This window comes from Mesorhizobium sp. M0018 (assembly GCF_040323955.1).
Classification (GTDB): Bacteria; Pseudomonadota; Alphaproteobacteria; order Rhizobiales; family Rhizobiaceae; genus Mesorhizobium.
In genome coordinates this window covers 94,469-119,975 of sequence record NZ_JAMYVL010000008.1, presented here as the reverse complement: position 1 = coordinate 119,975, position 25,507 = coordinate 94,469, and the positions used below count along the sequence as shown (strand labels likewise).

Below are 25,507 nucleotides of genomic sequence, written 5' to 3'. Positions count from 1 at the left end.
TCAACGATCCTTCGGGTCGAGCGCGTCACGCAGCCCATCTCCGACGAAATTCAGCGCGAACAGCGTGGAGACGAGAAAGAAGGCCGGGAACAGAAGCAGCCAGTTGGCCGAGCCGATGTTCTGGGCGCCAACCGAGATCAGCACGCCCCAGCTGGTCATCGGCTCCTGGACGCCGAGCCCGAGGAACGACAAAAAACTCTCCAGGATAATGACCTGCGGCACCAGCAGCGTCATGTAGATCACCACCGGCCCGAGCAAATTGGGGATCACATGGCGCAGCAGAATGCCGCGCTGGCCGACGCCCATCGCCTCCGCCGCCTGGACATATTCCTGCCGGCGGATCGACAGCGCTTGTCCGCGCACAATGCGCGCCATGTCGAGCCACAGCACCGCGCCGACCGCCAGGAACATCAGCACGAAATTCCTGCCGAAAAACACCACCAGCATGATGACGAAGAAGATGAACGGCAAAGAATAAAGCACATCGACGACACGCATCATCACCTCATCGACCCTGCCACCGGCAAGGCCGGCGGTGGCGCCGTAGAGCACGCCGATAACCACGGCCACAATGCCGGCAAGCAGGCCGATGGCTAGCGATATGCGCCCGGCCATCAACGTTCTGGACAGGAGATCGCGGCCGGTATTGTCGGTGCCGAACAGGAAATATTGCTGCTTGATTGAGGCACTCATCACCATTTCGAGACCGTCCGGCGATTTGCTCTCGATCTTTGTGTCATCAAAGGTATCGGAACGATCAAGGTAGCGAATGTTGCGGTCGTCGATCGGCTTGGACGATTTGACGGTAACGAACACACGGCTGCCCTCCTGCCGCCACTCCTTGATGTCGACGCGCATACGCCTGATCGCCTCATCGAGAGCGCCTTCGATCATGTCGGCCTTCGGATAGGCGGAGAAGCTCGGCGGCGTACGGACATAGTCGGCATAGATGGTGGTGTATTGGTGCGGCACGAGATAGGGCCCAAACACGCTGATGACGGCGATGAAGGCAAGATAATAGAGGCTGAACATGGCCGCGCGATTGGCCTTGAGGCGCGCCCAGGCGTCACCCCAAAGGGACCGGCCGACGACCGGTGCGGCAACTGCGATATCAGTCATAGCGCACCCTCGGATCGACGACCCCGTAGAGGACGTCGACGATCAGGTTGAAGACAATGGTGAAGAGCGCGATGACCACCACCGTCCCCATCACCAATGTGTAGTCGCGGTTGAGTGCAGCAACGACAAAATGGCGGCCGATGCCCGGGATAGAGAAGATGGTCTCGACGATGACCGAGCCGGTGAGAAGGGCTGCGGCTGCCGGACCGGTGAAGGAGACGATCGGCAGGATGGCGCCGCGCAGCGCATGCTTGACGACGACCGACCAGTCGGACAGGCCGAGAGCGCGCGCGGTGCGGATGTGATGCGAGTGCAGCGATTCGATCATCGAGCCGCGCATCAGGCGGGCAACGATGGCGATCTGCGGCAGAGCGAGCGTCAGTACCGGGCCGACCTTGTTGATGAGGGCTCCATCGCCCCAGCCGCCGATCGGCAGCAGCTTCCAGGTCAATCCGAATACAAGCTGGATTATCGGGGCGATGACGAAGGTTGGTATGGTGCTGCCGGCGGTCGCCAGCGCGATCACCGAATAGTCGGCAAGCTTGTTCTGGTTGAGCGCGGCAACAGTGCCGAGCACGCTGCCGAGGAGCAGCGCCAGAACGAGCGCCGAAGCGCCAAGTTGGATCGAGATCGGCAGGCCTTCCCTGAACAACTCGCCGACGGTGAAATCCGGCATGTTGTAGCTGGGGCCGAAATTGCCGCGCAGAAGATTGCCTAAATAATGGAGGTACTGCAGCCAGAGCGGGTCGTTGAGCCCGAACTGGGCTTCGAGATTGGCCCTGATCTCGGGGCTCAGGCCCCGCTCCTGGTTGAACGGGCCGCCCGGCGCGACGCGTATCAGGAAGAACGCTATAGTCACGATGACGAACAGCGTCGGGATGGCGGTCAGGAGCCGCCGGAAAACGAATCGCAGCATCGATGCCCCGCTCGATCCAGAGCAGCGCGCGTCCGGCTGGACGATTGCGCTCTAGCCTTCAAATCTTCGCACCGACATTGTCGAAAATCGAATCCGGTTCCCGGGCCGATGCGATGGCAAACCGGCGCCGCCGCGCATTGAGTCGCGCGGCGGCCTGGCTAAGGTATCAGTCCTTGCTGATGAAGCGGGACGGATGGATGTCCATCACATTGTCGTCGAAGCCGTGCAGCTTCGAGGAAACGATGTCGTGGTAGCTGTAGTAGAGAAGCGGGATCTCGCCGACGTCGTCGACGAGGATGCGCTCGGCCTCGGCGAGTTCCTTCATGCGCTGGTCGGGCTTGCCGCCGGCGGCGGCAGCCTTGTCCATGGCCGCCTCGAATTTCGGACTGTTATAGCTCGAATAATTGTTGCCGCTGGCCTTGCGAGATATGCCGAGGAAGGTTTCCGGGTCCTTGTAATCGGCGATCCAGGCGGCACGCGCCACATCGTAGTCGCCCTTCTGCTCGAGGAAGGAGTAGTGGGTCTTGGTGTCGGTGTTGAGCAGCGTGACCTCGACGCCAAGCGGCTTCAACTGTTCCTGGATGGCGACAGCGGTGTTCTTGTGGTTTTCCGAGGTGTTGTAGCGGATCTGCATCTTCAACGGATGCTCGGGTGTATAGCCGAGTTTCTCGAGGATCTTCTTGGCAGCGTCCTCGCGGTCGATCTGCGGCATGTCGGCGTATTTGGCCAGTGCCGGCGTGTAGCCCTGGATACCCGGAGGGACCATCGAATAGCCGGGCAGCATCGAATTCTGCCAGACTTTTTCAGCGAGGAAGTCGCGATCGATCGCCATCGAGATAGCGTTGCGCAGTTCGACGTTGTCCCAAGGCGCCTTGTCGGTCTTGATCGCGTAATAGTAGATGCCGAGATATGGCCCGACACGGACCTGGTCGCCGAATTTGGTCTTGAGATCGGCGAGCTGTTCGGTCGGCAGGTCACCGTAACTGTCGAATTCGCCGGCCTCGAAGCGCTTCATCGCGGACGAGCGATCCTCGGTCGGGATGTAGTTGACCACGTCGAACTTGACGCTCGCGGCATCCCAGAATTTCGGATTCTTGACCAGCTTCAGATGGTCGTTGGGAACCCACTCTGCCGCTGTAAAGGCCCCGTTGGAGACCAGCTTGCCTGCCTTGATCCAGTCGGCGCCAAGCTTTTCGATCGACGCCTTGTTAACCGGATAGGTCGCCTGATGGGTCAGCATCTCCAGGAAGTAAGGCGTTGGCGCCTTGAGCGTGACTTCGAGGGTATTTGCGTCAATCGCCTTGACGCCCATATCCTCCGGCTTGCCCTTCTTGGTGTTGACTTCCTCGGCACCCTTCACTGGATAGAGCATGGAAGCGTATTCCGCAGCGGTGGCCGGATCTTCCAGCCGACGGAACGAATAAACGAAGTCATCCGCCGTCACCGGGCTGCCATCCGACCAGAGGCCGTCCTTGCGCAGCTTGAAGGTGTAGACAGTGCCGTCGTCGGACACCGTCCAGCTTTCGGCGGCGCCCGGAATGAGATTCGTCTTCTGGTCATGCATGACGAGGCCCTGGAACAGGTCGCGTATGATATCGGCTTCGTAGACCGTCGAGGTCTTGTGCGGATCGAGCGTCTCCGCTTCGGCGGCGGCTCCGCGGTTGTAGACGGTCTCGGCGAAAGCCGGCGTGTAGAACGTACCGGCGGCCAAGACCATGGTCGTGGCGAGTACCGTCGCCTTCAGCACATGTTTCAACATGGAGTTCTCCCTAATGACGTCGCCCTTCGGCCACGTCTCTAAGTGTTGACGCCCCGAAACCGATTGGTTGGTTCCTTTTGAGCGCGCAGCCGGTTCCCTCTCCGGCAGCTGGTGGCCAAACAGTAACGTGGAGATTTTTTATTTCAACAGACTCTCGGGGTCACCCAAAGTAAGGGGGCCGGGGCAGTCGTTTTGCGGGCGGCCAATCAATGGTCGAAACCATGAGTTTGACTGGGTTTCCTGGCCAGAACGCCGATCTGGGAAATAATCTGGCCGATCATTTCAGTTTACCGGAATGTATTAATTGGTTCTTAGGCAACCAAGGGTTACAAATTTCGATGGAATCGGCACATCGACCTTGGGTTCCAACGGGCAAGGGCAATGAACAAGATAGACAGTAATACTGTCGCATTGAAGCGTAAAATATTGCGCCACATACGGACGAATCTACGCAAAATTGGAGAAGAGTCCGGAACTTCCGCGGTCGAGTTCGCCCTGCTTTCCCCAATCTTTATCCTTCTTTTGCTCGGAATGGTTGCATATGGTATCTATTTTGGTGCAAGCAACTCCTTGCAGCAAATCGCCGCCGATGCCGCCCGCACCGCAATTGCCGGATTGAATCAAACCGAGCGCCAGGCGCTGGTGGCGAGTTTCGTCAAAAACAATGCCAGTGGATACCCGTTCGTCGATTCCGGCAAGCTGACCTATCAGGCGACGGACAGCACGGCCGACGGAAATCAGTTCGTCGTGTCGATCCAGTACGATGCCAGCAACCTGCCGATCTGGAACCTGTTACCAAGCCTTGCGATGCCGCAAACCACGATGTCGCGCAGATCTACCATCAGGATTGGAGGCATTTGAAATGTCGCAGTTCTTGCTGAGGAGCATCGGGTGGATCGCTCGCTCGATGGTTGGCGACAAGAAGGCGAACTTTGCCGTCATGACGGCGCTGACAGCGCCATTCGCGCTGGGGCTGGCTGCCTTCGCTGTCGACGAAGGTTCGATCTACACGGAGCGCAGGGAAGCCCAGGCGATGACCGATCTGGCGGCGATCACCGCGGCGTCGAACATCAATAATATGGAAGCCGCGGCGGTAACCACGCTCAGTGACAACCGAATGCCCGGCATCATTGTTCAAAAGGCAGGTCAGACAATCGTTCCCACGGTTGGCAAAACCGTCGTGTCGGTCACCGGCGGCCGATACTCAGCGGCGTCCTCCGTTGGCGTCGACAAGCGCTTCGAAGCCGGTAAAACGCCTTACAACGCCGTTCGCGTCACCCTGCAAAAAATCCCCGCCCGGTATTTTGCCAGTTCGCTCATCCCTACTCCGGTTGTCGGCACCGAAGCCATTGCCAGCGTGACCCCGCAAGCGATGTTCTCGGTCGGGTCCAGGCTCCTCAGCGTCAATGGCGGCATCCTCAACGCGCTTCTCAGCAAGTTGCTGGGCGCCAACATTTCGCTCAGCGTCATGGACTACAACGCGCTGATCTCGGCCGATGTAAACGTGCTTTCGTTCGTCGATGCCCTTGCCGTACAGTTGCAACTGACAGGTGTCAGCTATTCCGACGTGCTGGCGTCAAAAGCGACGGTAGGCCAGATCGCGACCGCCATGGCCAATGCGTCCGGGTCGGGCAGCGCCAGCAAACTTGTGCTGCAGACGATCGCGTCGAGGGCCACCAACACGGTCAAGATACCCCTCAGTCATCTTATCGATCTTGGCTCGATCGGCAGGCTCGGCCTCGGACAAAAGTCTCCCGGCTTTTCCGTCGACGCAAGCGCGATGGGCATGCTGGGTGCCGCCGCCTCGCTGGCCAATGGCTCAAACCAGGTCCAGGTCGATCTCGGCGCCACTATTCCGGGACTTACCTCCACCACGCTCGCCATCGCCATCGGTGAACCGATGCAATACTCACCCTGGCTGGCCGTCGGGGAAAAAGGCACCGTGGTGCGCACCGCGCAGACGCGCATCAAGCTGGTCACCACAGTGAGCATCGGCAATTCCAATCTCGGCGGCGGCATCAGCCTGCTGTCCGTCAACCTGCCTCTGCATGTCGAAGTCGCCTATGCGGAAGCCAAGCTAACCGACATCAGCTGCCCGACGGGCCGGCCGGATAGCATCAAGGTCTCGATCGCCGCGCAGCCTGGCGTGGCCTCGCTGCACCTTGCCACCAGCGACGCCGACAACAACCCATCGGCCTTCGCCGATTTCAGCAATCCGCAATCGTTCTCCGATGCCACGATTGCCCAGGTGAGCGTGAAGCTTCTGCTGCTTACCCTCAATCTGCTCGATGTGAAGGGTTCTTCATCACTTGCCATCACCAACAACGATCCGACCACATTGACGTTCGACAGCACCGATATCGCCAACAAGACGATTAAAACTGTCACCACAAAAAACCTGACGCAATCACTCACGACATCGCTGGTCAGCGGCCTCTCGCTCTCGGTCAATGCACTGGGCCTCGGGCTGGACGTGACGGCCCTGCTCGGAACGGTTAAGCCGGCGGTGGTAACGGTTCTGAACGGCGTGACGGCGCCGGTCGACGAACTGGTCTATAACGTGCTTGCAGCTGTCGGCGTGCATGTCGGCGAGGCCGATGTGCGGGTTGTCGGCGCGACTTGCGGGCGCTCCGTGCTCGTTCAATGAGATAATGAAATAGAGCTCAGCCAATCCGGCCGAGGAAGCAGCCCAGCGGCGGCAGCGACAGCGTTCTTTCCTGCAAGACGCCGGCAGCACCGCCAAGGTCTATCGGCTCTATCGCTTCCAGATCCGGTGGCAATTGCCAGCCGGCCGGCTCGTCGGCGAAATTGAAGACACTGAGCAGCTTTTCGTCACCGCCTTCGCGAATGAAAGCAAGGACGTCGCCTTCGGCATCGAGGAACCGGATCGAGCCTCGAACCAGCGCCGGATGCTGCTTGCGCAAGGCCAGCATCGCACGGTAGCTCGCCAGGACGGAGGTTTGCTCGCCATCCTGGACGTCGACCGCCTGGGCGCGATGGCTTGCCGGGACCGGAAGCCACGGCTTGCCCGTCGAAAAGCCGGCATTGTCGGCGCCAGCCTCCCAGACCATCGGCGTTCGGCACCCATCCCGCCCCTTGATCCCCGGCCAGAAGCGGATGCCGAAAGGATCGCGCAAATCCTCGAACGCCAGTTCGGCCTCCTCCAGCCCGAGTTCTTCGCCTTGGTAGAGGCAGATCGATCCGCGCAGGCAGGAAAGCAGCACGATCGAGAATTTCGCCACCCTGTCCGGATCGCCGCCCGGCCTTTTCCATCGACTGACATGGCGCACGACATCGTGGTTGGAGAACGCCCAGCAAACCCAGCCGTCGAATACCTTACTCTCGAAGGCCTCGACACAGCCACGCACATGCGACGCCGAGAATTGCGGGCCGAGCAGGTCGAACGTGTAGGACATTTGGAGCTTGTCGCCACCGCCGGTATAGGCGGCGAGTGTCTGCAAGGAACGCGTTTCGTCGCCAATCTCGCCGACAGCGGCGCGGCCTTCATATTCGTCAAGCAAGGCCCGGAAGCGCCTGAGGAAAGCAAGGTTTTCCGGCTGGCTCTTGTCGAACAGATGCTCCTGATAGAGATAGGGGCTGGTTGCCGTATTGGTGCCGGCGACGCTTTCCGCCAAAGGCGGGTTGCTGCGCAGCCAGCGGTCGTGGACGTAATAGTTGACCGTATCCAGCCGGAAACCGTCGACGCCGCGCTCGAGCCAGAACCGCACCGTTTCCAGCAAGGCGTCCTGCACCTTTGGGTTGTGGAAATTCAGGTCCGGCTGCGAGGCGAGGAAATTGTGCAGGTAATATTGCCTGCGCGTTGCGTCCCATTCCCAGGCCGGGCCGCCGAAAAGCGACAGCCAGTTGTTGGGGGCGGTGCCGTCGGGCTTCGCATCGGCCCAGACGTACCAGTCGGCCTTGGGGTTGTCATGGCTCGTGCGGCTTTCGACGAACCATTCGTGCCGATCCGACGAATGCGACAAGACCTGATCGATGATCACCTTCAGGCCGAGCCGGTGCGCCTCTGCAATCAGTGCGTCGAAATCCTCTAATGTGCCGAACATCGGATCGACGGCGCAGTAATCCGAAACGTCGTAACCCATATCGGCCATTGGCGACTTGAAAAAAGGCGACAGCCAAACGGCGTCGGCACCGAGCGATGCGACATGGGCCAGCCTCGAGGTGATGCCGCTGAGATCGCCGCTGCCGTCGCCTGTCGTGTCCTGGAAGGAGCGCGGGTAGATCTGGTAGATGACGCAGCCGCGCCACCATTCGGCATTGTCAGCCATCATGGCTCTCCCCTGCGCCCGCACACGCTGTCCTGCTTTCGATCATGAACAGGACTGTTCGCCCAGGCACCGGCCGCGAGATATCGCTACTATCCGGTTCGATAGCTGGGCGCCAATGAAAACCCGCCCGTTCCGGCAGCGTGAACATGCAGGCCCGGCGGTCGCCATTGATGACCACCGCAAGGCGACTGTTCTCACCGCTACCGAGAACCATGACCAGCCGGTGCCGCCTGGCATCGTCCCAGGCTGCCTCGTCGAACGGCACGCCGGTTTCCGTCAGCCAGGCTACGTCTGGGATTTCCGAACCCGCAGGCTGTTCTCCGGTCAGGAATGCTGTGTCCAAGAGCGCCGGCACGGCGCGACGCATCCTGGCGAGCAGAGCCGTATGATGCTCGAGCGCCAGGTCGCGCCCGGCCCAGTCGAGCCAGGTGATGTCATTGTCCTGCGCGTAGGCGTTGTTGTTGCCGCGCTGCGTGCGGCCGAACTCGTCGCCGGCCGTCAGCATGATCGTGCCGCGCGAGGCAAAGAGCGTCGCCAGCAGCGCGCGCTGGTCATCGAAACGGGCCGTAACGATTGACTGGTCGCTGGTCTCGCCCTCGACGCCATCGTTCCAGGACAGGTTGTCGTCGTGACCATCGCGGTTCAGTTCGCCATTGGCCTCGTTGTGCTTGTGCCCATAAGCGACGATATCGGCCAGCGTCATGCCGTCATGCGCGGCGATGAAGTTGATGCTGCGGCTCGTTGTCTGGCCTGCTTTGGCAAAGACGTCGGACGAACCGGCAAGCCGCGTCGCCAGGGCACCGATCATGCCGCCGTCGCCGCGCCAGAAGCGGCGGATATCGTCGCGGTATTTGTCGTTCCATTCGAGGAAGGGCGGCGGAAAATTGCCGAGCTGATAGCCATCCGGTCCGATATCCCAAGGCTCGGCGATCAGCACCCGGTCGCCAAGAACAGGGTCGTTGCGAATGGCGTTCAGCAGCGGCGCATCGGCGTCGAAAACGCCGTCGACGCGGCCGAGGATCGGCGCCAGGTCGAAGCGGAATCCGTCGACACCGGCGCGCTGGACAAAGTGGCGAAGCGTGTGGAGGACCATTTCCCGGACGACCGGATGCTCGCAGGCGAGCGTATTGCCGGTTCCGGTGTCATTGACCAGAGCGCCGTCCGGCTCGTGCCGATAATAGGCGCGGCTGTCGAGCCCGCGCAGCGACAATGTCGGGCCGAGCCGGTCGCTTTCGCCGGTGTGGTTGAACACCAGGTCGAGAATGGTGCCGATGCCGGCCTCGCGCAGCGCGGCGACCGTTCCGCGCAACTCGGCCAGACCGCCGGGCGCCAGTCGCGGATCGAGCGCCATGAAGGTCACGGGATTATAACCCCAGGCGTTGCGCAGACCGAGCGGCGGTAAATGCCGTTCGTCGATCGATGCAGTCACCGGCATCAACTCAATGGCTGCCACGCCGAGTTTTTGCAGATGCTCGACAACGAGGGGGTGAGCGAGCGCTGCAATGGTGCCGCGTTGCTTCTCGGGAATGTCGGGATGCAGCTTTGTGAAGGCGCGTACCGGCACTTCGTAGATAAGGCCGCCGGGCCGAAACAGCGGCGGCAAGGCGGGCAAGGGTTCCGGCAAGGCGCCGGCGATGGCTTTCGGCATCAGCGGCGCAGTGTCGGCCCCCTCGCCTCGGCGCGCGGCGAGCCGGCCGTCATAGGCATAGGGCCTGTCGATCTCGACGGCATAGGGATCGGCCAGCAGCTTGTCGGGATCGAACCAGAGACCGTGTTCCGGCGCGTAGTCGCCATCGGCGCGGAACCCGTATCGGGTCCCGGCGGCGAGACCGGCAACAAAAAGTGCATGGACGCCCTCGTCTTCCGACTGGAGTTCCAGCCGGTCGACTTCGCGGTTGCCGTGTTCGTCGAAAATCGAAACCCAGATGCGCCGAGCCGACGAGGACCATGCGGCGAAGCGGATACCGCCCTCCCCGGCAAGCCCGCCAAATCGCGGACGATAGCCGGCGGATAGTCCCGACGACATCAGGTGATGACGCTCGGCTTGGCGCGGCCGGTATGGCTGCGAATCCCGGCAATGTCGTCGGCCGCCGCGATCAGATCGGCAAGCGCCTCCTGGGTGTCGAGATCGTGGCGGTTCTTGTCCGGCTCGTAGCGCTCGACATAAAGCCGCAGCGTCGCGCCCGAGGTGCCGGTGCCGGACAGGCGGAAGACGACGCGTGAGCCGCCTTCGAACAGCACCCTGATGCCCTGGTTCTCGCTGACCGAGCCGTCGACCGGATCGTGATAGGCGAAATCATCAGCGCTGGCGATCGTCATGCCGCGGACGCGGGTGCCAGGCAGCGAGCCGAGCTTGGCGCGCAACTCGCCAACAAGCGCGTTGGCACGATCGGTCTCGACCTCCTCGTAGTCGTGGCGCGAATAATAGTTACGGCCATAGGCCGTCCAATGCTGGGTGACGATCTGCTTGGCGCTTTCGCCGCGAACGGCAAGGATGTTGAGCCATAAAAGCACAGCCCACAGGCCGTCCTTTTCGCGGACATGGTTGGAGCCGGTCCCCGCACTCTCCTCGCCACAGATCGTTGCCATGCCGGCATCGAGCAGATTGCCGAAAAATTTCCAGCCGGTCGGCGTCTCGTAGATGCCGATGCCGAGCTTTTCGGCGACCCGGTCGGCAGCACCGCTGGTCGGCATCGAGCGGGCGATGCCTTTCAGCCCCGCCTTGTAGCCCGGCGCCAGATGGGCGTTGGCGGCGAGCATCGCCACCGAATCCGACGGGGTGATGAAAATTCCCTTGCCGATAATCAGGTTGCGGTCGCCGTCGCCATCCGAGGCGGCGCCAAAGTCTGGCGCATCCGGCCCCATCATCTCGTCGTAGAGGTGTTTTGCGTGCACCAGATTGGGATCGGGATGATGGCCGCCGAAATCCGGCAGCGGAATGAAATTGCGGGCGGTGCCGTTGGGCGCGCCGAGCCGGTTTTCGAGGATCTCCTTGGCGTAGGGGCCGGTCACCGCATGCATGGCGTCGAAGCGCATGCGGAAGCCCGACCTGAACAGCGCCCGCAATGCGTCGAAATCGAACAGGCTTTCCATCAGTTCGGCATAGTCGGCGACAGGATCGATGATTTCGACGGTCATGTCCCCCGTCTTGACCGTGCCGATCGTGTCGATGTCGACCTGCCCGATATCGGCGATCTTGAAGCTTGAAATCGCCTTGGTTTTTTCGAAGATCGCATCGGTCAGCTTTTCCGGCGCCGGGCCGCCATTGCCGGCATTGTACTTGATGCCGAAATCCTCATGCGGGCCACCCGGATTGTGGCTGGCCGACAGGATGATGCCGCCAAAGGTCTTGTATTTGCGGATGACATGCGAAGCGGCCGGCGTCGACAAGATGCCGCCCTGCCCGACCATCACCTTGCCGAAGCCGTTTGCCGCGGCCATGGCGATGGCCTTCTGGATGACCTCGCGGTTATAGAAGCGGCCGTCGCCGCCGATCACCAGGGTTTTGCCCTCGAACCCGTCCAGCGCGTCGAAGATCGACTGGATGAAGTTCTCGGCATAGTGCTCCTGCTGGAACACCGGGACCTTTTTACGCAGCCCGGAGGTGCCGGGCTTCTGGTCGGGATAGGGTTTGGTGGCGACGGTGCGGATCATCAGTCAGGCAGCCCTTTTCGAAAGCAGCAAGCGATAATGTTGGACATATTTTTCGGCGCTTTTGTCCCACGAAACGTCGGCCTTCATGCCTTGCCGCTGCATCGACGTCCACACTGCGGGATTGGCATGCGCCTCGACAAGGCGGCGGACGGCGTGCAGCAAGGCGCCGGCATTGGCGGGCGCAAACTGGAAACCGGTCGCCACGCCGGCAGAGATGGCGGCTTCGTTGGCATCGATGATCGTGTCGGCAAGGCCGCCGGTGCGCGCGACGACCGGCACGCAGCCATAGCGCAGGCCGTAAAGCTGTGTCAGCCCGCAAGGTTCGAAGCGCGATGGGATAATGATTGCGTCGCAGCCGCCCTGCATGGTGTGGGAGAGTCCCTCGTCATAGCCGACGACGACGCCGATGCGGCCGCGATGGCGGGCTGCGGCGGCAAGCAACGCGCCTTCCAGCCCAGCGTCGCCGGAGCCGAGGATCGCCAGCCGTGCACCTCTTGCAACGATGCCGTCGATGGCCGCAGCCAGTATGTCCATGCCCTTTTGCCAGGTCAGCCGGCTGACGACGCAGACGATCGGGCTATCATCGCGATCGAGGCTGAAACGGTCCTCGACCGCGGCCTTGTTGGGCATTCGCGCCTTGAGCGTCTTTGCGGTGTAGTTGGAGACCAGATGCTTGTCGGTTTCCGGGTTCCAGATCTCGGTATCGATGCCGTTGACGATGCCATGGAGATCGACGGAGCGCATGTTGATCAGGCCGTCGAGGCCCATGCCGAATTCGGGCAAGCGGATTTCCTGCGCATAGGTCGGGCTGACCGTGGTGATCGCCCACGCCGCCTGCAGGCCGGCCTTGAGGAAGCCGACGCCGCCGTAATATTCGACGCCGTCGAGCGCCATCGCCGCCGCCGGCAGGCCAAGCTCGCCAAAGATGCCGGCGCCGAACTGGCCTTGGAAGGCTAGGTTGTGCACGGTGATCATCGACGGCGTGCCGACCGCCTTGCCGTAGCGCATGTAGGCAAGCGTCATTGCCGACTGCCAGTCATGGGCATGGACGATATCGGGCAGGTAGCCCGAGATCGCGCCGCCGGCAATATCACCGCCTACCTGGCTCAAGGCCGCGAACCGCCGCCAATTGTCCGGCCAGTCGGCGCCTGTCGCGTTGCCGTATGGGCCGCCGGAACGGTCGAAAAGATGCGGCGCGTCAAGCACGAACAGGTCGAGCCCGGCGATCTGGGCGGCATACACCGAAGCCTTGCCGCCCTGCAGCAATGGATATTGCTGAACCGGCTTCTTTTTCCTGAAGGCGCCCATCACCTGAGGATAGCCGGGGACGAGCGTGCGCATGGTGACGCCCTTGCCGGCCAATGCCACGGGCAAGGCGCCGGTCACGTCGGCGAGCCCGCCCGTCTTGACCAGCGGAAAGATCTCGGGCGCCACCGACAGAACCTGCATGCACTACGATCCCAGCCTGTTGATCATGTCCTGCGTGACCAGGCAGATGCCTTTTTCCGAAACGCGGAAACGCTTGGCGTCGAGGACGGGATCCTCGCCGACCACCAGACCCTCCGGAATCCTGACGCCGTGATCGATGACCACGCGCTTCAGCCTGGCGCTGCGGCCGACATGGACGTCCGGCAGCATGACGACCTCCTCCAGCGTCGAATAGGAATTTATGCGCGCGCCGGTGAAGATCAGGCTTCGCTTCAGCGAAGCGCCCGAAACGATGCAATCGCCCGACACGAGAGACGACACGGCCGACCCGCGGCGGCCATCCTCGTCATGCACGAACTTTGCCGGCGGCTTCAACTCGGCATAGGTCCAGATCGGCCAATCGCGGTCGTAAAGGTCGAGTTCCGGCGTGATGTCGGTCAGGTCGATATTGGCCTCCCAATAGGCGTCGACCGTGCCGACGTCGCGCCAATAGGCCTCGTTCTCGGCGGTCGAGCGCACGCAGGATTTGGCAAAACGATGGGCGATCGCCTTTCCGTGCTCGACGATGTAGGGGATGATGTCCTTGCCGAAGTCCCGGCTCGAGCCGGGCTCCGCCGCATCGCGACGCAATTGCTCCATCAGGAATTTGGTCTTGAACACATAGATGCCCATCGAGGCCAGCGCGAAATCCGGTTTGTCGGGAATGCCCGGCGGATCGGCGGGCTTTTCGATGAAGGAGATGATGGTGTCCTTGGGATCGACATGCATGACGCCGAAGCCCGTGGCTTCCATGCGTGGCACTTCGAGGCAGCCGACGGTGACGTCGGCGCCGGCCTCGACATGCTGGCGCAGCATCATTTCGTAGTCCATCTTGTAGATGTGGTCGCCGGCCAGGATGACCATGTATTCCGGCCCGTAGGCCTCGATGATGTCGATGTTCTGGTACACGGCGTCGGCGGTGCCCTCATACCATTGCGTTTCCGACACACGCTGACTGGCCGGCAGGATGTCGAAACTCTCGTTGCGCTCGGGCCGCAGGAAGTTCCAGCCGCGCTGCAGATGGCGGATCAGCGAATGCGCCTTGTACTGGGTGGCGACGCCGAGGCGGCGGATACCGGAATTGAGCGCATTGGACAGCGCGAAATCGATGATGCGGGTCTTGCCGCCAAAATAGACCGCCGGCTTGGCGCGGCGGTCGGTCAGTTCCTTGAGCCGGCTGCCACGGCCGCCTGCCAGCACATAAGCCATGGCGTCGCGTGCCAGCGGCTGTGTTCGTTTTATTTCAGCCATTCCTATCCTCCCAGGTTAGATGCTCCAGACATAGCTCAGTCCGGGACGAATTCGAGCATGATCGTCGACAGCGGCGGCAAAAGCATCGTCGCCGAAATCCCTCCCCCTTCCGCCCGAGCCTCGACGACGCCGCTATTGCCCTTGCCGGAACCGCCATAATCCGTGGCATCGGTGTTGATGATCTCGCGCCATTTTCCGGCCTGCGGCAACGGCACGCGGTAATTGTCGCGCGGCACCGGCGTGAAGTTGGAAATGACGGCGACCGGGTTGCCGCCCGGCGCGCTGCGCAGCCAGGCAAAGACCGAGTTCGCGCTGTCGTCGACGATCAGCCAGGAAAAGCCCTCCGGCTCGCAGTCGCGGGCATGCAGCGCGGGGCGCGAGCGGTAGAGATAGTTGAGATCGCGCACCGTCTGCCAGACGCCACGGTGGAACCGGAAATCGAGCAGGTTCCAGTCGAGCGCGCGCGCCTCGCTCCACTCGCGGCGCTGTGCGAACTCCTGGCCCATGAACAACAGCTTCTTGCCAGGATAACCCCACATGAAGGCGTAGTAGGCCCGCAGCGTCGCGAATTTCTGCCAGTCGTCGCCGGCCATCTTGTTGAGCAGCGTGCCTTTGCCGTGCACCACCTCGTCATGGGACAGCGGCAGCACAAAATTCTCGCTGAAAGCGTAGACCAGGCCGAAGGTGATGTCGTTGTGGTGATGCTTGCGGAAGATCGGCTCCTTGGAGAAATACTCCAAAGTGTCATGCATGAAACCCATGTTCCACTTGAAACCGAAGCCCAGTCCGCCTTCATGCACCGGCTGCGAGACTTTCGGCCACGAGGTCGATTCCTCGGCGATGGTCATCACACCTGGATGGTGGCCGTAGACCTCCTTGTTCATCCGCTGCAGGAAGCTGACCGCTTCGAGGTTCTCTCGCCCGCCCTTCTCGTTGGGAATCCATTCACCGGCCTTGCGCGAATAATCGAGATAAAGCATCGAGGCGACCGCATCGACGCGCAGTCCGTCGACGTGATATTTCTCGGCCCAGAACAGCGCATTGTTGACCAGGAACGAAATCACTTCGCGACGGCCGAAATTGTAGATCGCTGTGTTCCAGTCGGGATGGAAGCCCTTGCGCGGATCGGCATGTTCGTAGAGCGCGGTACCGTCGAACTTTGCCAGACCGTGTTCGTCAACCGGGAAATGCGCCGGCACCCAGTCAAGGATGACGCCGATGCCTGCACGGTGGGCGCCGTCGACGAAGCGGGCAAAACCGTCCGGATCGCCAAAGCGGGCAGTCGGCGCATAAAGACCCGTCGTCTGGTAGCCCCAGGACGGGTCATAAGGGTGTTCGGAGATCGGCATGAATTCGATGTGGGTAAAACCGGTCTCGACCACGTAAGGGATCAGCCTGTCGGCGAGCTCATCCCACGACAGGAAGCTGCCGTCGTCGTGAAGCCGCCATGACCCGGCATGGACCTCGTAGATCGATACGGCTTCGCGCCTGTGGTCGGCATTGCGCCAGTAGTTCCGGTGCGCCTCGTCACCCCATTCATGCGCCGGCGGCAGTGCCGTAACCGAGGCGGTGGCCGGGCGCAGTTCGGACTTGAAGGCAAACGGATCGGCTTTGAGCGGCAATCTCACGCCATCCGGCCCGATGATTTCATACTTATACGGGCGGCCAGCGCCGATGTCGGGAATGAACAGCTCCCAGATGCCGGTGTCGCGGCGGATGCGCATGGTATGCCTGCGGCCGTCCCACTCGTTGAAGTCGCCGACCACCGAGACACGCCTTGCATTGGGCGCCCACACCGCAAAATGCACACCCGATGCACCTTCATGGTCGATGAGATGGGCGCCGAGCTTGTCGAACAGCCTGAGATGCGACCCTTCGGCGATGTAATAATCGTCCAGCGGGCCGAGCACGGGACCGAAGGAATATGGATCCGTCAGCCACCAGTCACCGCCGGAATTCCTGGCGTGATAGCGCAGCGGCTGACGTTTGCGCAGCGACAGTTTGCCTTCGAAGAAACCGCGGTCGTCGTGTCTCGACAGCTCGCCGGCCTTCTTGCCGGTCAGCGTATAGGCGGTGACGAACTCGGCATGAGGGACGAAGCAGCGGGCGACAAAGCCCTTCCCCGCCTCATGCACGCCAAGCACGGCAAACGGATCGCCGTGCGTGCCGGCGACAATCGCCGCGACATCGTCGGCTGGCGCCAGTCCGTCCGGCCCGCTTGTCGCAACGGTCGCGCGCGGCTTGCTCATCAGGCAGTGACCCTCCCCGGGCACCAAGTGTATGTTTCTAGTGAAGTTTTGAGTTCGACAGTCGCCATGCCGCCTTACCCTCCAAGGGATGCGAGGGTCAAATCACTCCACTAGGGCCACATTGTTCCTGGTCTCATGCAATCACATCAGGCGGGCACGTGCCAGATGTCTTTCGCATATTGGCGAATCGTTCGATCGGACGAGAACCAGCCGACGCGCGCGACATTGCGGATCGCTCTGGCGTACCAGTCCGGGCTGTTGCGCCAGACGGCATCGACGTCGCGCTGGGTGGCGGCGTAGGCATCGAAATCCGCGGCGACCATGAACCAGTCGCTCTGGTAAAGGCCGTTGATCAGGTCGCGATAACGGTCCGGATCATCAGGTGAAAAAACCCCGGACGAAACCGCGGCAAGCGCCTGCGCCAATTCAGGCGATCCCTCGATCACAGCGCGCGGATCGTAACCATTGTTGCGCCGCTCGGCGACTTCCTCTGTGGTCAGCCCGAAGATGAAGATGTTGTTGTCGCCCACACATTCCTTGATCTCGACATTGGCGCCGTCGAGCGTGCCGATGGTCAGCGCGCCGTTCAGCGCGAACTTCATGTTGCCGGTGCCGGACGCTTCCATGCCGGCGGTCGATATCTGCTCCGACAGATCGGCGGCCGGCATCATGATCTCGGCCAGGCTGACATTGTAGTTCGGCACGAATACCACTTTCAGCAAGCCGCGTACCGCCGGGTCGCGGTTGATGACTCGGGCGACGTCATTGGCAAGTTTGATGATCAGCTTGGCGTTGTGATAGCTGGGCGCCGCCTTGCCGCCAAAGAATTTGACGCGAGGCATCCAGTCGCGCTCCGGATGCGAGCGGATCTGGTCGTAAAGCGCGACCGCTTCGAGAATGTTCAAGAGCTGGCGCTTGTATTCGTGGATGCGCTTGACCTGGATGTCGAACAGCGCCGACGGGTCGACCTTGATGCCGAGCCGGTCTGCAACGAGATTGGCAAGCCTCGTCTTGTTCGCCCGTTTGACGGCGGCGAACTTGTCGCGGAAGGCGGCGTCCTCGGCAAGAGGATCAAGCCGGTTTATCTCGTCGATGTCGTCGAGGAAGCCATCGCCAATCGCCTCTCGGGTGAGTGCAGTGAGGCCGGGATTGCACTGTATCAGCCAGCGCCGCGGTGTGATCCCGTTGGTCTTGTTGTTGATGCGATCCGGGTAGAGCCTGTGGAGGTCGGCAAACACCGTCTCCTTCATCAATTCCGTATGCAGTGCCGAGACGCCGTTGATCGAGTGCGAGCCGACAAAGGCCAGATTGCCCATACGCACGCGGCGATCGCCATTTTCCTGGATCAGCGAGATGCGGCTGATCTGCTCGTCCGAGAACTGGTCGGAGGCGCGCGCCTCGAGCAGCACCTCGGCGTTGATGGCGTAGACGATCTGCATGTGGCGCGGCAACAGCCGCTCGAACAGCGGCACGGGCCAGCTTTCCAACGCTTCGGGAAGGAGCGTGTGGTTGGTGTAGCCGAAGGTGCGCTTGGTGATGCTCCAGGCCTGGTCGAAATCCATGCCGTGGACATCCATCAACAGGCGCATCAACTCGGGGACGGCGATGGCCGGATGGGTGTCGTTAAGATGGATCGCCGCCTTGTCGGGCAGCGATTGCAGGTCGCCATACTGGCTGAGATGACGCTGGACGATGTCCTGCAGCGAGGCGGTGGAGAAGAAATACTCCTGCCTGAGCCGCAACTCCTGGCCGGCCTTGTGGGAATCGGCCGGGTAAAGGACGCGCGACAACGCATCGGCCTTGTTGCTTTCGGCGAGCGCACCGATGTGATCGCCGGCATTGAACTTGTCGAGCAGGATCGGGTCGACCGGCATGCCGGACCACAGACGCAGCGTGTTGACGCGGTTGGCCCGCCAGCCAACCACTGGCGTATCGTAGGCAACGGCCAGAACATGTTCGGTCGGCTTCCAGACGTGCCGCTCGAGCCGGCCGTCCTTCGAGGTGATCGATTCCACCGAGCCGCCGAAACCGACCTCGAAGGAGCGTTCGCGGCGCTCGAACTCCCAGGGATTGCCGTGATCGAGCCACGTCTCGGGCAGCTCCACCTGCCAGCCGTCATGGACCTCCTGCCGGAACATGCCGTTGGCGTAGCGGATGCCGTAGCCATGCGCGGGTATATTGACGGTCGCCATGCTTTCCATGAAGCAGGCGGCGAGCCGGCCAAGCCCGCCATTACCAAGGGCAGCGTCCGGTTCGAGCGCTGCAATGATGTCGAGGTCGACGCCAAGCGACGAAAGCGCCTCGCGCATATTGTCCATCAGGCCGAGATTGGAGAAGGCATCGCGCATCAGGCGGCCGATGAGGAATTCCAGCGACAGGTAATAGACGCGCTTTTCCTGCTGGGCGTAGGCCTCTTGGGTCGCCTGCATCCAGTGATCGACTATGCGGTCGCGTACAACCTTGATCGAGGCGGTGAGCCAATCGTACTGGGTTGCAACGTTGGTGCCCTTGCCGAGCCTGTATTTGAGGGCTTGCAAGACTTCCTCGGCGAGCGTCTTGGGATCCGGGTTTTTGAGCGTGGGCAGAGGAGCTTCGGTTGTCATCGCGCGCGTCATGCTGCCTCTCGTGACGTTGCCAGGATCATGCGGCTTTCACCATCTCTGCCAATGCTAGTGCATCCCACCGGATGTTCAATCGATTCAGGTGATCGCAAGCCGGGTTGCCCTGCGGCAATTTGGCATTTGGAAACAGCGCATTTGGGACCCTTGGCGATGGGCCTCAAGTTCTTGCTCAAGCCGCCAGCGCCGCTTCCGGCGGCACCTTGGCGCCCGTCATGAAGGCGACCGCGTCGGACATCGTATACTGCTTCGGATCGATGACGCACAGGCGACGGCCGAGCCGGTGAATGTGGATGCGGTCCGCCACCTCGAAGACATGCGGCATGTTGTGTGAAATCAGCACGATCGGCAGGCCTCGCTTCTTCACGTCGAGGATCAGTTCGAGGACGCGGCGGCTCTCTTTGACGCCAAGCGCCGCCGTCGGCTCATCCATGATCACCACCCGGCTGCCAAAGGCGGCGGCGCGCGCCACCGCCACGCCCTGACGCTGGCCGCCGGAAAGCGTTTCCACGGCCTGGCTGATGTTCTGGATGGTCATCAGGCCAAGCTCCGTGAGCTTGTCGCGGGCGCGCTTTTCCATCGCCGGGCGGTCGAGCATGCGCAGCCATTCGCCGAGGAACCCCGGCTTGCGGATCTCCCGGCCGAGGAACATGTTGTCGGCGATGGACAGCGCCGGCGACAGAGCCAGGTTCTGATAGACTGTTTCGATGCCGGCCTCCCGTGCCTCCATCGGCGACTTGAACGCAACGGGCTTGCCTTCAAGTCGTATCTCACCTTCGTCGGGCACGACCGCGCCGGAAATCGCCTTGATAAGCGACGACTTGCCGGCGCCGTTGTCGCCAATGACGGCAAGGATTTCGCCCGGATAGAGGTCGAAATCGGCGTTGTCGAGGGCGGTGACGCGGCCATAGCGCTTGACCAGACCGCGCGCGATGAGGATGGGTTCCTGGGTCATGGCTATGCCGAAACCTTTCTGATCCATTGATCGATCGCCACGGCGCCGATGATCAGCACGCCGGTGAGCAGCACCTTCCACTGCGGATCGGCGCCCAGCATGTTGAGGCCCATCGAGACGACGCCGACGATCATGGCGCCGAACAGCGTGCCGAGGATCGAGCCGCGCCCGCCGAACAGAGAAATACCGCCGATCACCGTCGCGGTGATGGCCTGAAGATTGTAGTCGGTGACAGCGGCGGAAGGAGAGATCGAGCCATTGCGGCCGATGGAGACCCAAGCTGCGAAGGCGGCGATCAGCCCGGCAAGGGCATAGACGGTCATCAGCACCTTCTTCGTCTGGATGCCCGACAGTTTCGCAGCCTCCTGATCGTCGCCGACCGCGTAGACATGGCGGCCCCATGCGGTGTGGTTGAGCACGTACCAGAGGACCAACACGAGAACGACCATGGCAATGACGCCAAGCGTCAGCACGGCCGTGCCGACCTTAAAGCTCAGGGCAAACAGGTGCAGCAGAGGCGCCTGGACGTCGACGTCGGTGTCGCGGATCGTCTCATTGGCCGAATAGATGAAGTTGGTGGCCATGACAATGTTCCAGGTGCCGAGCGTCACGATGAAGGGCGGCAGCTTCATGTAGGCGACCAGCACACCGTTGAGCAGGCCGCACGCGCCACCGGCGAGAAGCCCGATCGCCACCGCGAGCACGGCCGGCATACCGTAGCTGACCGCGCAATTGCCCATGATCACAGCCGAAATCACCATGATCACGCCAATCGACAGGTCGATGCCGGCAGTCAGGATCACCAGCGTCTGTGCGGCGCCCAGAATGCCGACAATGGCGATCTGCTGAAGGATCAGCGTCAGCGTATAGGATGAAAAAAAACGCCCGCCGATGGTGATACCAAAAATAATGATAGCCAGAACCAACACGATAAGCGGCACCGCTGCCGGCGTGGAATGCAGGAAATGCTGGGCACGCTTGACGGCCGATTTATGGTCGTCGAACGCGGCGACGCTTGTGTCGCTGCTCGATAGAACTTTTTCGAATTCTTGTGCTTGAGCCATGTTTCCTCCCCTGGGCTTCGGCCAACCGCCGACGCCATCCACGCCTTCCGGTCTGCCGCCGGCACTATTTGCGTTTAGATCGGCACATCGTCCACCCGGAGCGGCCGGGGATCAAGCCCCGGCCGATCGCGATCTGTTGCCGGTCAGGCCAGGCTCAACCCCAGCACTTGGCGAGGCCTTCCTTGGTGTCGATGGACTTCACACCGTTGGCGGGCTTGTCGGTGACAAGATTGACGCCGGTATCGAAGAAGTTCTTGCCTTCGGTCGGCTTCGGCTTCGTCCCGTCCTTGGCGAAAGTGGCGATCGCCTCGATGCCGAGCGCCGCCATTTGCAGCGGATATTGCTGCGAGGTAGCGCCGATCACGCCTTCGGTCACCGATTTCACGCCGGGGCAGCCACCGTCGACCGAGACGATCAGCACCTGGCTTTCGAGACCGACGGCCTTCAGCGCCTGGTAGGCGCCGACAGCTGCGGGCTCGTTGATGGTGTGGATGACGTTGATGGTGTTATCCTTCTGCAGAAGGTTCTCCATCGCCTTGCGACCACCCTCTTCATTGCCGTTCGTCACGTCGTGGCCAACGATGCGCGGATCGTCCTCGTCGCCGATCTTGTTGGGGTCCTTCACGTCTATGCCGTAGCCCATCATGAAACCCTGGTCGCGCAGCACATCCACCGTGGGCTGCGACGGCGTCAGGTCGAGGAAGCCGATCTTGGCATCCTTGGCCTTATCGCCAAGCGTCGCGGCGGCCCATGCGCCGATCAGCTTGCCGGCTTCCAGATTGTCGGTCGCGAAGGTCGCGTCAGCCGCATCGATCGGATCAAGCGGGGTGTCGAGCGCGATCACCAACAGCCCGGCGTCCCGCGCTTTCTTCACGGTCGGCACGATACCCTTGGTGTCGGACGCGGTGATGAGGATACCCTTGGCCCCGTCGGCGATACAGCTCTCGATTGCAGCCACCTGGCTCTCGCTGTCGCCGTCGATCTTGCCGGCGTAAGTCTTGAGATCGACGCCAAGCTCCTTGGCCTTGGCCGCCGCACCTTCCTTCATCTTGACGAAGAAGGGATTGGTGTCGGTCTTGGTGATCAAGCAGGCGCCGACCCCGGCGGCCGATGCCGTCGACGCAAAGGCCATCAGGCTCAGTCCGGCCGCGGCAAACACGGTGGATTTCAACAGTTTTGACGTGGTCACGATTTTCCTCCCATGGAACCATTTAGGATGCCGGCCAACCGGCATCTGCAGCGCGTCCGACGAAATCTCCCAGTGTCGGCGCCGACCTCAAGAGACACCAGTCCGGCAGCACTGTCAATAATTAAATCACTCTTATTTATTATTGACAACGCAGGATTGTTCACTCACTCTAGACCAAAAGCATTGAGGGGAAACGACGGGAGGAACAGGGTGGAGACCGGCATTACGAGGCACGGCTCGCCCGATGCGGCCGAAAGCCGCCTGCACCGCGGCACCAATCAAAGCGGCATGCGGGACCACAATGAGCGGCTGGTGCTGTCGCTGGTGCGCCAGCACGGCAGCCTGGCCAAATCCGACATCGCACGTATGACCGGCCTTTCGGCGCAGACAGTGTCGGTCATCATGCGCGAGCTGGAGGAGGACGACCTGCTCGTCCGCCAGGCGCCGTTGCGCGGCAAGATCGGCCAGCCCTCGATACCCATGGCGCTCAATCCCGACGGCGCCTATTTCATCGGCCTGAAGATCGGCCGCCGCAGCGCCGAATTGGTGCTGATCGATTTCCTCGGCAGTGTGCGCTCGATGCTGCAGCATTCCTACCGCTATCCGGCGCCGCGCGAAACGGTGGAATTCGTCACAAGCGGCATGAAGAAGATGCGCGGCGAACTCACCCCGGCGCAGGATAAACGCATTGCCGGGCTTGGCATCGCCATGCCGTTCGAATTGTGGAACTGGGCCGACACCGCCGGCGCGCCGCGTGAAATCATGGACGAATGGCGCCATCGCGACATCCGCGCCGATATCCAGGCGCAATGCGAATTTCCAGTCTATCTGCAGAACGACGCCACCTCGGCCTGCGGCGCCGAGCTCGTGTTCGGCCACGCGGCGGGTGCGGCACGCGATTTCGTCTATTTCTATATCGGTGCCTTTGCCGGCGGCGGCATCGTGCTGAACGGCCGGTTGTTTGGTGGCCCAACCGGCAATGCCGGCGCGCTGGGCTCGATGCCGGTGCCAGGGCCGGACGGCAAGCCGACGCAGTTGATCGACGTGGCGTCGATCGCCATGCTGGAAAAGGCGCTCAACGCGCGCGGCATCGAGGCCTCGCATCTGTGGACATCACCGGGGGACTGGGGCGAGATCGGCGCCGAGCTTGACGACTGGATCGCCAGCGCCTCGCAGGCGCTTGCCTATGCCATCGTTTCGGCCTCCTCCGTCATTGACTTCGATGCCGCGGTGATCGACGGATGGATGCCGCTTGCCGTGCGCAGGCGGCTTGTCGATGCCGTTATCCAGGCCATCGGCCGGATCGACGGCGAAGGCCTGAGGCTGCCGGCCGTTCGCGAGGGAACCGTCGGCATCCATGCGCGGGCGCTGGGTGGCGCCAGCCTGCCGCTGTCGGAGCGCTTCCTCATCGGCTCGACCACGATTTCCCGGAGCTTCTGAGCATGCTGATCGGCATCCCGGCGCTGCTCGGCCCCGAGCTTCTGGCGATATTGCGCGCCATGGGCCATGGCGACGAGATCGCCTTGGTCGACGGCAACTACCCGGCCGAGCAGCAGGCACAGCGGCTGGTCCGCGCCGACGGTCATCATCTCGTCCCCGTGCTCGATGCGGTATTGAGCGTATTGCCGGTCGACGACGCCGTGCCGCAGGCGCTGTTTCGCGCCTCGGCCAAAGGCGATCCCCTGCTCGCCGATCCGGTTCACTATGAGATGGAAGCGATCTGCACCAGGCGTGCGCCGGGCCGCAAGGTGGTTGCGCTTGCCGGTGCCGACTTCTATGCACGGGTCAAGGCCGCGCACGCGATCGTCGCGACTAGCGAGCCGCGGCTTTATGCCAACATCATCATTCGCAAGGGCGTGATCTATCCGCCGGAAAGCAAGACTTCATGATCCTCTGCTGCGGCGAAGCCCTGATCGACATGCTGCCGCGGACCACGACGGAGGGCGAGCCGGCCTTTGCCCCCTATGTCGGCGGTGCCGTCTTCAACTCGGCCATTGCGCTAGGCCGGCTCGGCGCGCCCGCTGCCTTTTTCTCCGGCCTGTCGTCGGATCTGTTCGGCGGGCAGTTCAGGGAGGCGCTGGGGAACAGCAAGGTCAGCTCGACCTATGCGCACACTTCGCCGCGGCCGACCACGCTCGCCTTCGTGCGGCTCACCAACGGCCAAGCGACCTACACCTTCTATGACGAGAACACCGCCGGGCGCATGCTGACCATCGAGGACCTGCCGGAACTCGGCAGCGAGATCGAGGCCATGCTGTTCGGCGCCATCAGCCTGATCTCGGAGCCGGCCGGATCGGCCTATGAGGAGTTCATGCGGCGCGAACATGAGCGCCGCGTGATGATGCTCGACCCCAACATCCGGCCAAACTTCATTCCCGACAAGGCCAAGCACCTCAGGCGCATCCGCGGCATGATGGCGATGGCCGACATCGTGAAACTGTCGGACGAGGATTTGAACTGGTTCGGCGAAGCCGGCTCGCATGAAGACGTCGTCCGTAACTGGCTGGATCGCGGCCCAAAGCTGATCGTGGTCACCCACGGCAGCGAAGGCGCGGTCGGTTACAGCAGCCAGCACCGGGTCACCGTCGTGCCGGACAAGGTCGAGGTGGTCGATACGGTCGGAGCCGGCGACACATTCAATGCCGGCATTCTTGCCTCCTTGCATGAACAGGGTCTGCTGTCGAAGACGGCAATCGCCAGTTTGCCGGAAGACGCCATCCACAAGGCGCTGACGCTTGGCGCCAAGGCCGCGGCGGTGACGGTATCGCGGGCCGGCGCCAACCCGCCATGGCGGCATGAAATCGCCTGACCGGCTGGTGCGCAGCCCATGGACTGCTCACCGGCGATCACTTTATGTTTCGTCCAGCCTGGCGGGCGGGGTGCGAAGCCTGTAACAGGCCGGCCGAAGCCCGGATTTCCACGCCTTTAAGAGGCCAGATCGGAAATCAGAGGTAACAGGCTGCGACACTTGAGCAAT

Annotated in this window: 18 protein-coding genes; 5 read left to right on the top strand and 13 right to left on the bottom strand. The window is 62.0% G+C overall.

Annotated features, from left to right (window positions below; genetic code table 11):
* The 3 genes from NKJ81_RS13550 to NKJ81_RS13540 all read right to left on the bottom strand — a co-directional run bounded on the left by NKJ81_RS13550 (position 1) and on the right by NKJ81_RS13540 (position 3,794).
* Positions 1 to 1,119: an ABC transporter permease gene (locus NKJ81_RS13550; RefSeq protein WP_352449089.1), complete on the bottom strand. Its 1,119-nt coding sequence runs from the start codon at positions 1,117 to 1,119 to the stop codon at positions 1 to 3.
* Entirely contained in the window at positions 1,112 to 2,035 is a 924-nt protein-coding gene (locus tag NKJ81_RS13545) for an ABC transporter permease subunit (protein WP_352470962.1), read from the bottom strand. Before NKJ81_RS13545 ends, NKJ81_RS13550 begins: the two co-directional genes overlap by 8 nt.
* A gap of 166 nt (positions 2,036 to 2,201) precedes the next feature.
* Complete coding sequence (locus NKJ81_RS13540) at positions 2,202 to 3,794, bottom strand: peptide ABC transporter substrate-binding protein (RefSeq protein ID WP_352540727.1); 1,593 nt, start codon at positions 3,792 to 3,794, stop codon at positions 2,202 to 2,204.
* Between the two features lie 381 nt (positions 3,795 to 4,175).
* On the opposite strand from NKJ81_RS13540, the gene NKJ81_RS13535 reads away from it, so the two are divergent.
* Positions 4,176 to 4,655 carry a TadE family protein gene (locus tag NKJ81_RS13535; protein ID WP_084641571.1) on the top strand — a complete coding sequence of 160 codons (480 nt, stop codon included), beginning with the start codon at positions 4,176 to 4,178 and terminating at the stop codon, positions 4,653 to 4,655.
* A gap of 46 nt (positions 4,656 to 4,701) precedes the next feature.
* A complete protein-coding gene (locus tag NKJ81_RS13530) occupies positions 4,702 to 6,441 on the top strand; it encodes a pilus assembly protein TadG-related protein (protein ID WP_352540800.1) in 1,740 nt (579 codons plus the stop codon).
* Positions 6,442 to 6,457: 16 nt separating this feature from the next.
* On the opposite strand, the gene bglA is transcribed toward NKJ81_RS13530, so the two are convergent.
* The 10 genes from bglA to NKJ81_RS13480 form a co-directional block, all read right to left on the bottom strand.
* Positions 6,458 to 8,086, bottom strand: a complete 1,629-nt coding sequence (gene bglA / locus NKJ81_RS13525; RefSeq protein ID WP_352540726.1) for a beta-galactosidase BglA — start codon at positions 8,084 to 8,086, stop codon at positions 6,458 to 6,460.
* Positions 8,076 to 10,109, bottom strand: coding sequence for a glycogen debranching protein GlgX (gene glgX / locus NKJ81_RS13520; protein ID WP_352540725.1), 2,034 nt, complete (start codon positions 10,107 to 10,109; stop codon positions 8,076 to 8,078). Before glgX ends, bglA begins: the two co-directional genes overlap by 11 nt.
* Entirely contained in the window at positions 10,109 to 11,737 is a 1,629-nt protein-coding gene (locus NKJ81_RS13515; RefSeq protein WP_352490796.1) for an alpha-D-glucose phosphate-specific phosphoglucomutase, read from the bottom strand. Before NKJ81_RS13515 ends, glgX begins: the two co-directional genes overlap by 1 nt.
* 3 nt (positions 11,738 to 11,740) lie before the next feature.
* Positions 11,741 to 13,186: a glycogen synthase GlgA gene (gene glgA / locus NKJ81_RS13510; protein ID WP_352540724.1), complete on the bottom strand. Its 1,446-nt coding sequence runs from the start codon at positions 13,184 to 13,186 to the stop codon at positions 11,741 to 11,743.
* Positions 13,187 to 13,189: 3 nt separating this feature from the next.
* Entirely contained in the window at positions 13,190 to 14,455 is a 1,266-nt protein-coding gene (glgC, locus tag NKJ81_RS13505; protein WP_352470955.1) for a glucose-1-phosphate adenylyltransferase, read from the bottom strand.
* 35 nt (positions 14,456 to 14,490) lie between these two features.
* On the bottom strand, positions 14,491 to 16,704 hold the full coding sequence (gene glgB, locus NKJ81_RS13500; RefSeq protein ID WP_352470954.1) for a 1,4-alpha-glucan branching protein GlgB: 2,214 nt from the start codon (positions 16,702 to 16,704) through the stop codon (positions 14,491 to 14,493).
* 146 nt (positions 16,705 to 16,850) lie between these two features.
* Positions 16,851 to 19,319, bottom strand: coding sequence for a glycogen/starch/alpha-glucan phosphorylase (locus NKJ81_RS13495; protein ID WP_352470953.1), 2,469 nt, complete (start codon positions 19,317 to 19,319; stop codon positions 16,851 to 16,853).
* Positions 19,320 to 19,494: 175 nt separating this feature from the next.
* Positions 19,495 to 20,277, bottom strand: a complete 783-nt coding sequence (locus NKJ81_RS13490; RefSeq protein WP_352470952.1) for an ATP-binding cassette domain-containing protein — start codon at positions 20,275 to 20,277, stop codon at positions 19,495 to 19,497.
* A gap of 2 nt (positions 20,278 to 20,279) precedes the next feature.
* Positions 20,280 to 21,341, bottom strand: a complete 1,062-nt coding sequence (locus NKJ81_RS13485; RefSeq protein ID WP_352503463.1) for an ABC transporter permease — start codon at positions 21,339 to 21,341, stop codon at positions 20,280 to 20,282.
* Positions 21,342 to 21,495: 154 nt separating this feature from the next.
* Complete coding sequence (locus NKJ81_RS13480; protein ID WP_502893787.1) at positions 21,496 to 22,473, bottom strand: sugar ABC transporter substrate-binding protein; 978 nt, start codon at positions 22,471 to 22,473, stop codon at positions 21,496 to 21,498.
* Between the two features lie 267 nt (positions 22,474 to 22,740).
* On the opposite strand from NKJ81_RS13480, the gene NKJ81_RS13475 reads away from it, so the two are divergent.
* The 3 genes from NKJ81_RS13475 to NKJ81_RS13465 are packed head-to-tail and all read left to right on the top strand — an operon-like array spanning position 22,741 to position 25,339.
* Entirely contained in the window at positions 22,741 to 23,970 is a 1,230-nt protein-coding gene (locus NKJ81_RS13475; protein ID WP_352470950.1) for an ROK family transcriptional regulator, read from the top strand.
* Positions 23,971 to 23,972: 2 nt separating this feature from the next.
* A complete protein-coding gene (locus NKJ81_RS13470) occupies positions 23,973 to 24,419 on the top strand; it encodes an RbsD/FucU family protein (RefSeq protein ID WP_352540723.1) in 447 nt (148 codons plus the stop codon).
* Positions 24,416 to 25,339 (top strand): carbohydrate kinase family protein, encoded by a 924-nt coding sequence (locus NKJ81_RS13465; protein ID WP_352470948.1) that lies wholly within the window; start codon positions 24,416 to 24,418, stop codon positions 25,337 to 25,339. Before NKJ81_RS13470 ends, NKJ81_RS13465 begins: the two co-directional genes overlap by 4 nt.
* Positions 25,340 to 25,507: the final 168 nt, after the last annotated feature.

Bases quoted from the DNA above. Each gene is read 5' to 3' on its own strand.
- NKJ81_RS13470 (WP_352540723.1), top strand. From the start codon at position 23,973: ATGCTGATCGGCATCCCGGCGCTGCTCGGCCCCGAGCTTCTGGCGATA.
- NKJ81_RS13540 (WP_352540727.1), bottom strand. From the start codon at position 3,794: ATGTTGAAACATGTGCTGAAGGCGACGGTACTCGCCACGACCATGGTC.
- NKJ81_RS13515 (WP_352490796.1), bottom strand. From the start codon at position 11,737: ATGATCCGCACCGTCGCCACCAAACCCTATCCCGACCAGAAGCCCGGC.
- NKJ81_RS13495 (WP_352470953.1), bottom strand. From the start codon at position 19,319: ATGACGCGCGCGATGACAACCGAAGCTCCTCTGCCCACGCTCAAAAAC.
- glgA (WP_352540724.1), bottom strand. From the start codon at position 13,186: ATGCAGGTTCTGTCGGTGGCGCCCGAGATCTTTCCGCTGGTCAAGACG.
- NKJ81_RS13490 (WP_352470952.1), bottom strand. From the start codon at position 20,277: ATGACCCAGGAACCCATCCTCATCGCGCGCGGTCTGGTCAAGCGCTAT.
- NKJ81_RS13550 (WP_352449089.1), bottom strand. From the start codon at position 1,119: ATGACTGATATCGCAGTTGCCGCACCGGTCGTCGGCCGGTCCCTTTGG.
- NKJ81_RS13465 (WP_352470948.1), top strand. From the start codon at position 24,416: ATGATCCTCTGCTGCGGCGAAGCCCTGATCGACATGCTGCCGCGGACC.
- NKJ81_RS13535 (WP_084641571.1), top strand. From the start codon at position 4,176: ATGAACAAGATAGACAGTAATACTGTCGCATTGAAGCGTAAAATATTG.
- NKJ81_RS13530 (WP_352540800.1), top strand. From the start codon at position 4,702: ATGGTTGGCGACAAGAAGGCGAACTTTGCCGTCATGACGGCGCTGACA.
- bglA (WP_352540726.1), bottom strand. From the start codon at position 8,086: ATGATGGCTGACAATGCCGAATGGTGGCGCGGCTGCGTCATCTACCAG.
- NKJ81_RS13480 (WP_502893787.1), bottom strand. From the start codon at position 22,473: ATGGCCTTTGCGTCGACGGCATCGGCCGCCGGGGTCGGCGCCTGCTTG.
- NKJ81_RS13545 (WP_352470962.1), bottom strand. From the start codon at position 2,035: ATGCTGCGATTCGTTTTCCGGCGGCTCCTGACCGCCATCCCGACGCTG.
- glgX (WP_352540725.1), bottom strand. From the start codon at position 10,109: ATGTCGTCGGGACTATCCGCCGGCTATCGTCCGCGATTTGGCGGGCTT.
- glgB (WP_352470954.1), bottom strand. From the start codon at position 16,704: ATGAGCAAGCCGCGCGCGACCGTTGCGACAAGCGGGCCGGACGGACTG.
- NKJ81_RS13485 (WP_352503463.1), bottom strand. From the start codon at position 21,341: ATGGCTCAAGCACAAGAATTCGAAAAAGTTCTATCGAGCAGCGACACA.
- glgC (WP_352470955.1), bottom strand. From the start codon at position 14,455: ATGGCTGAAATAAAACGAACACAGCCGCTGGCACGCGACGCCATGGCT.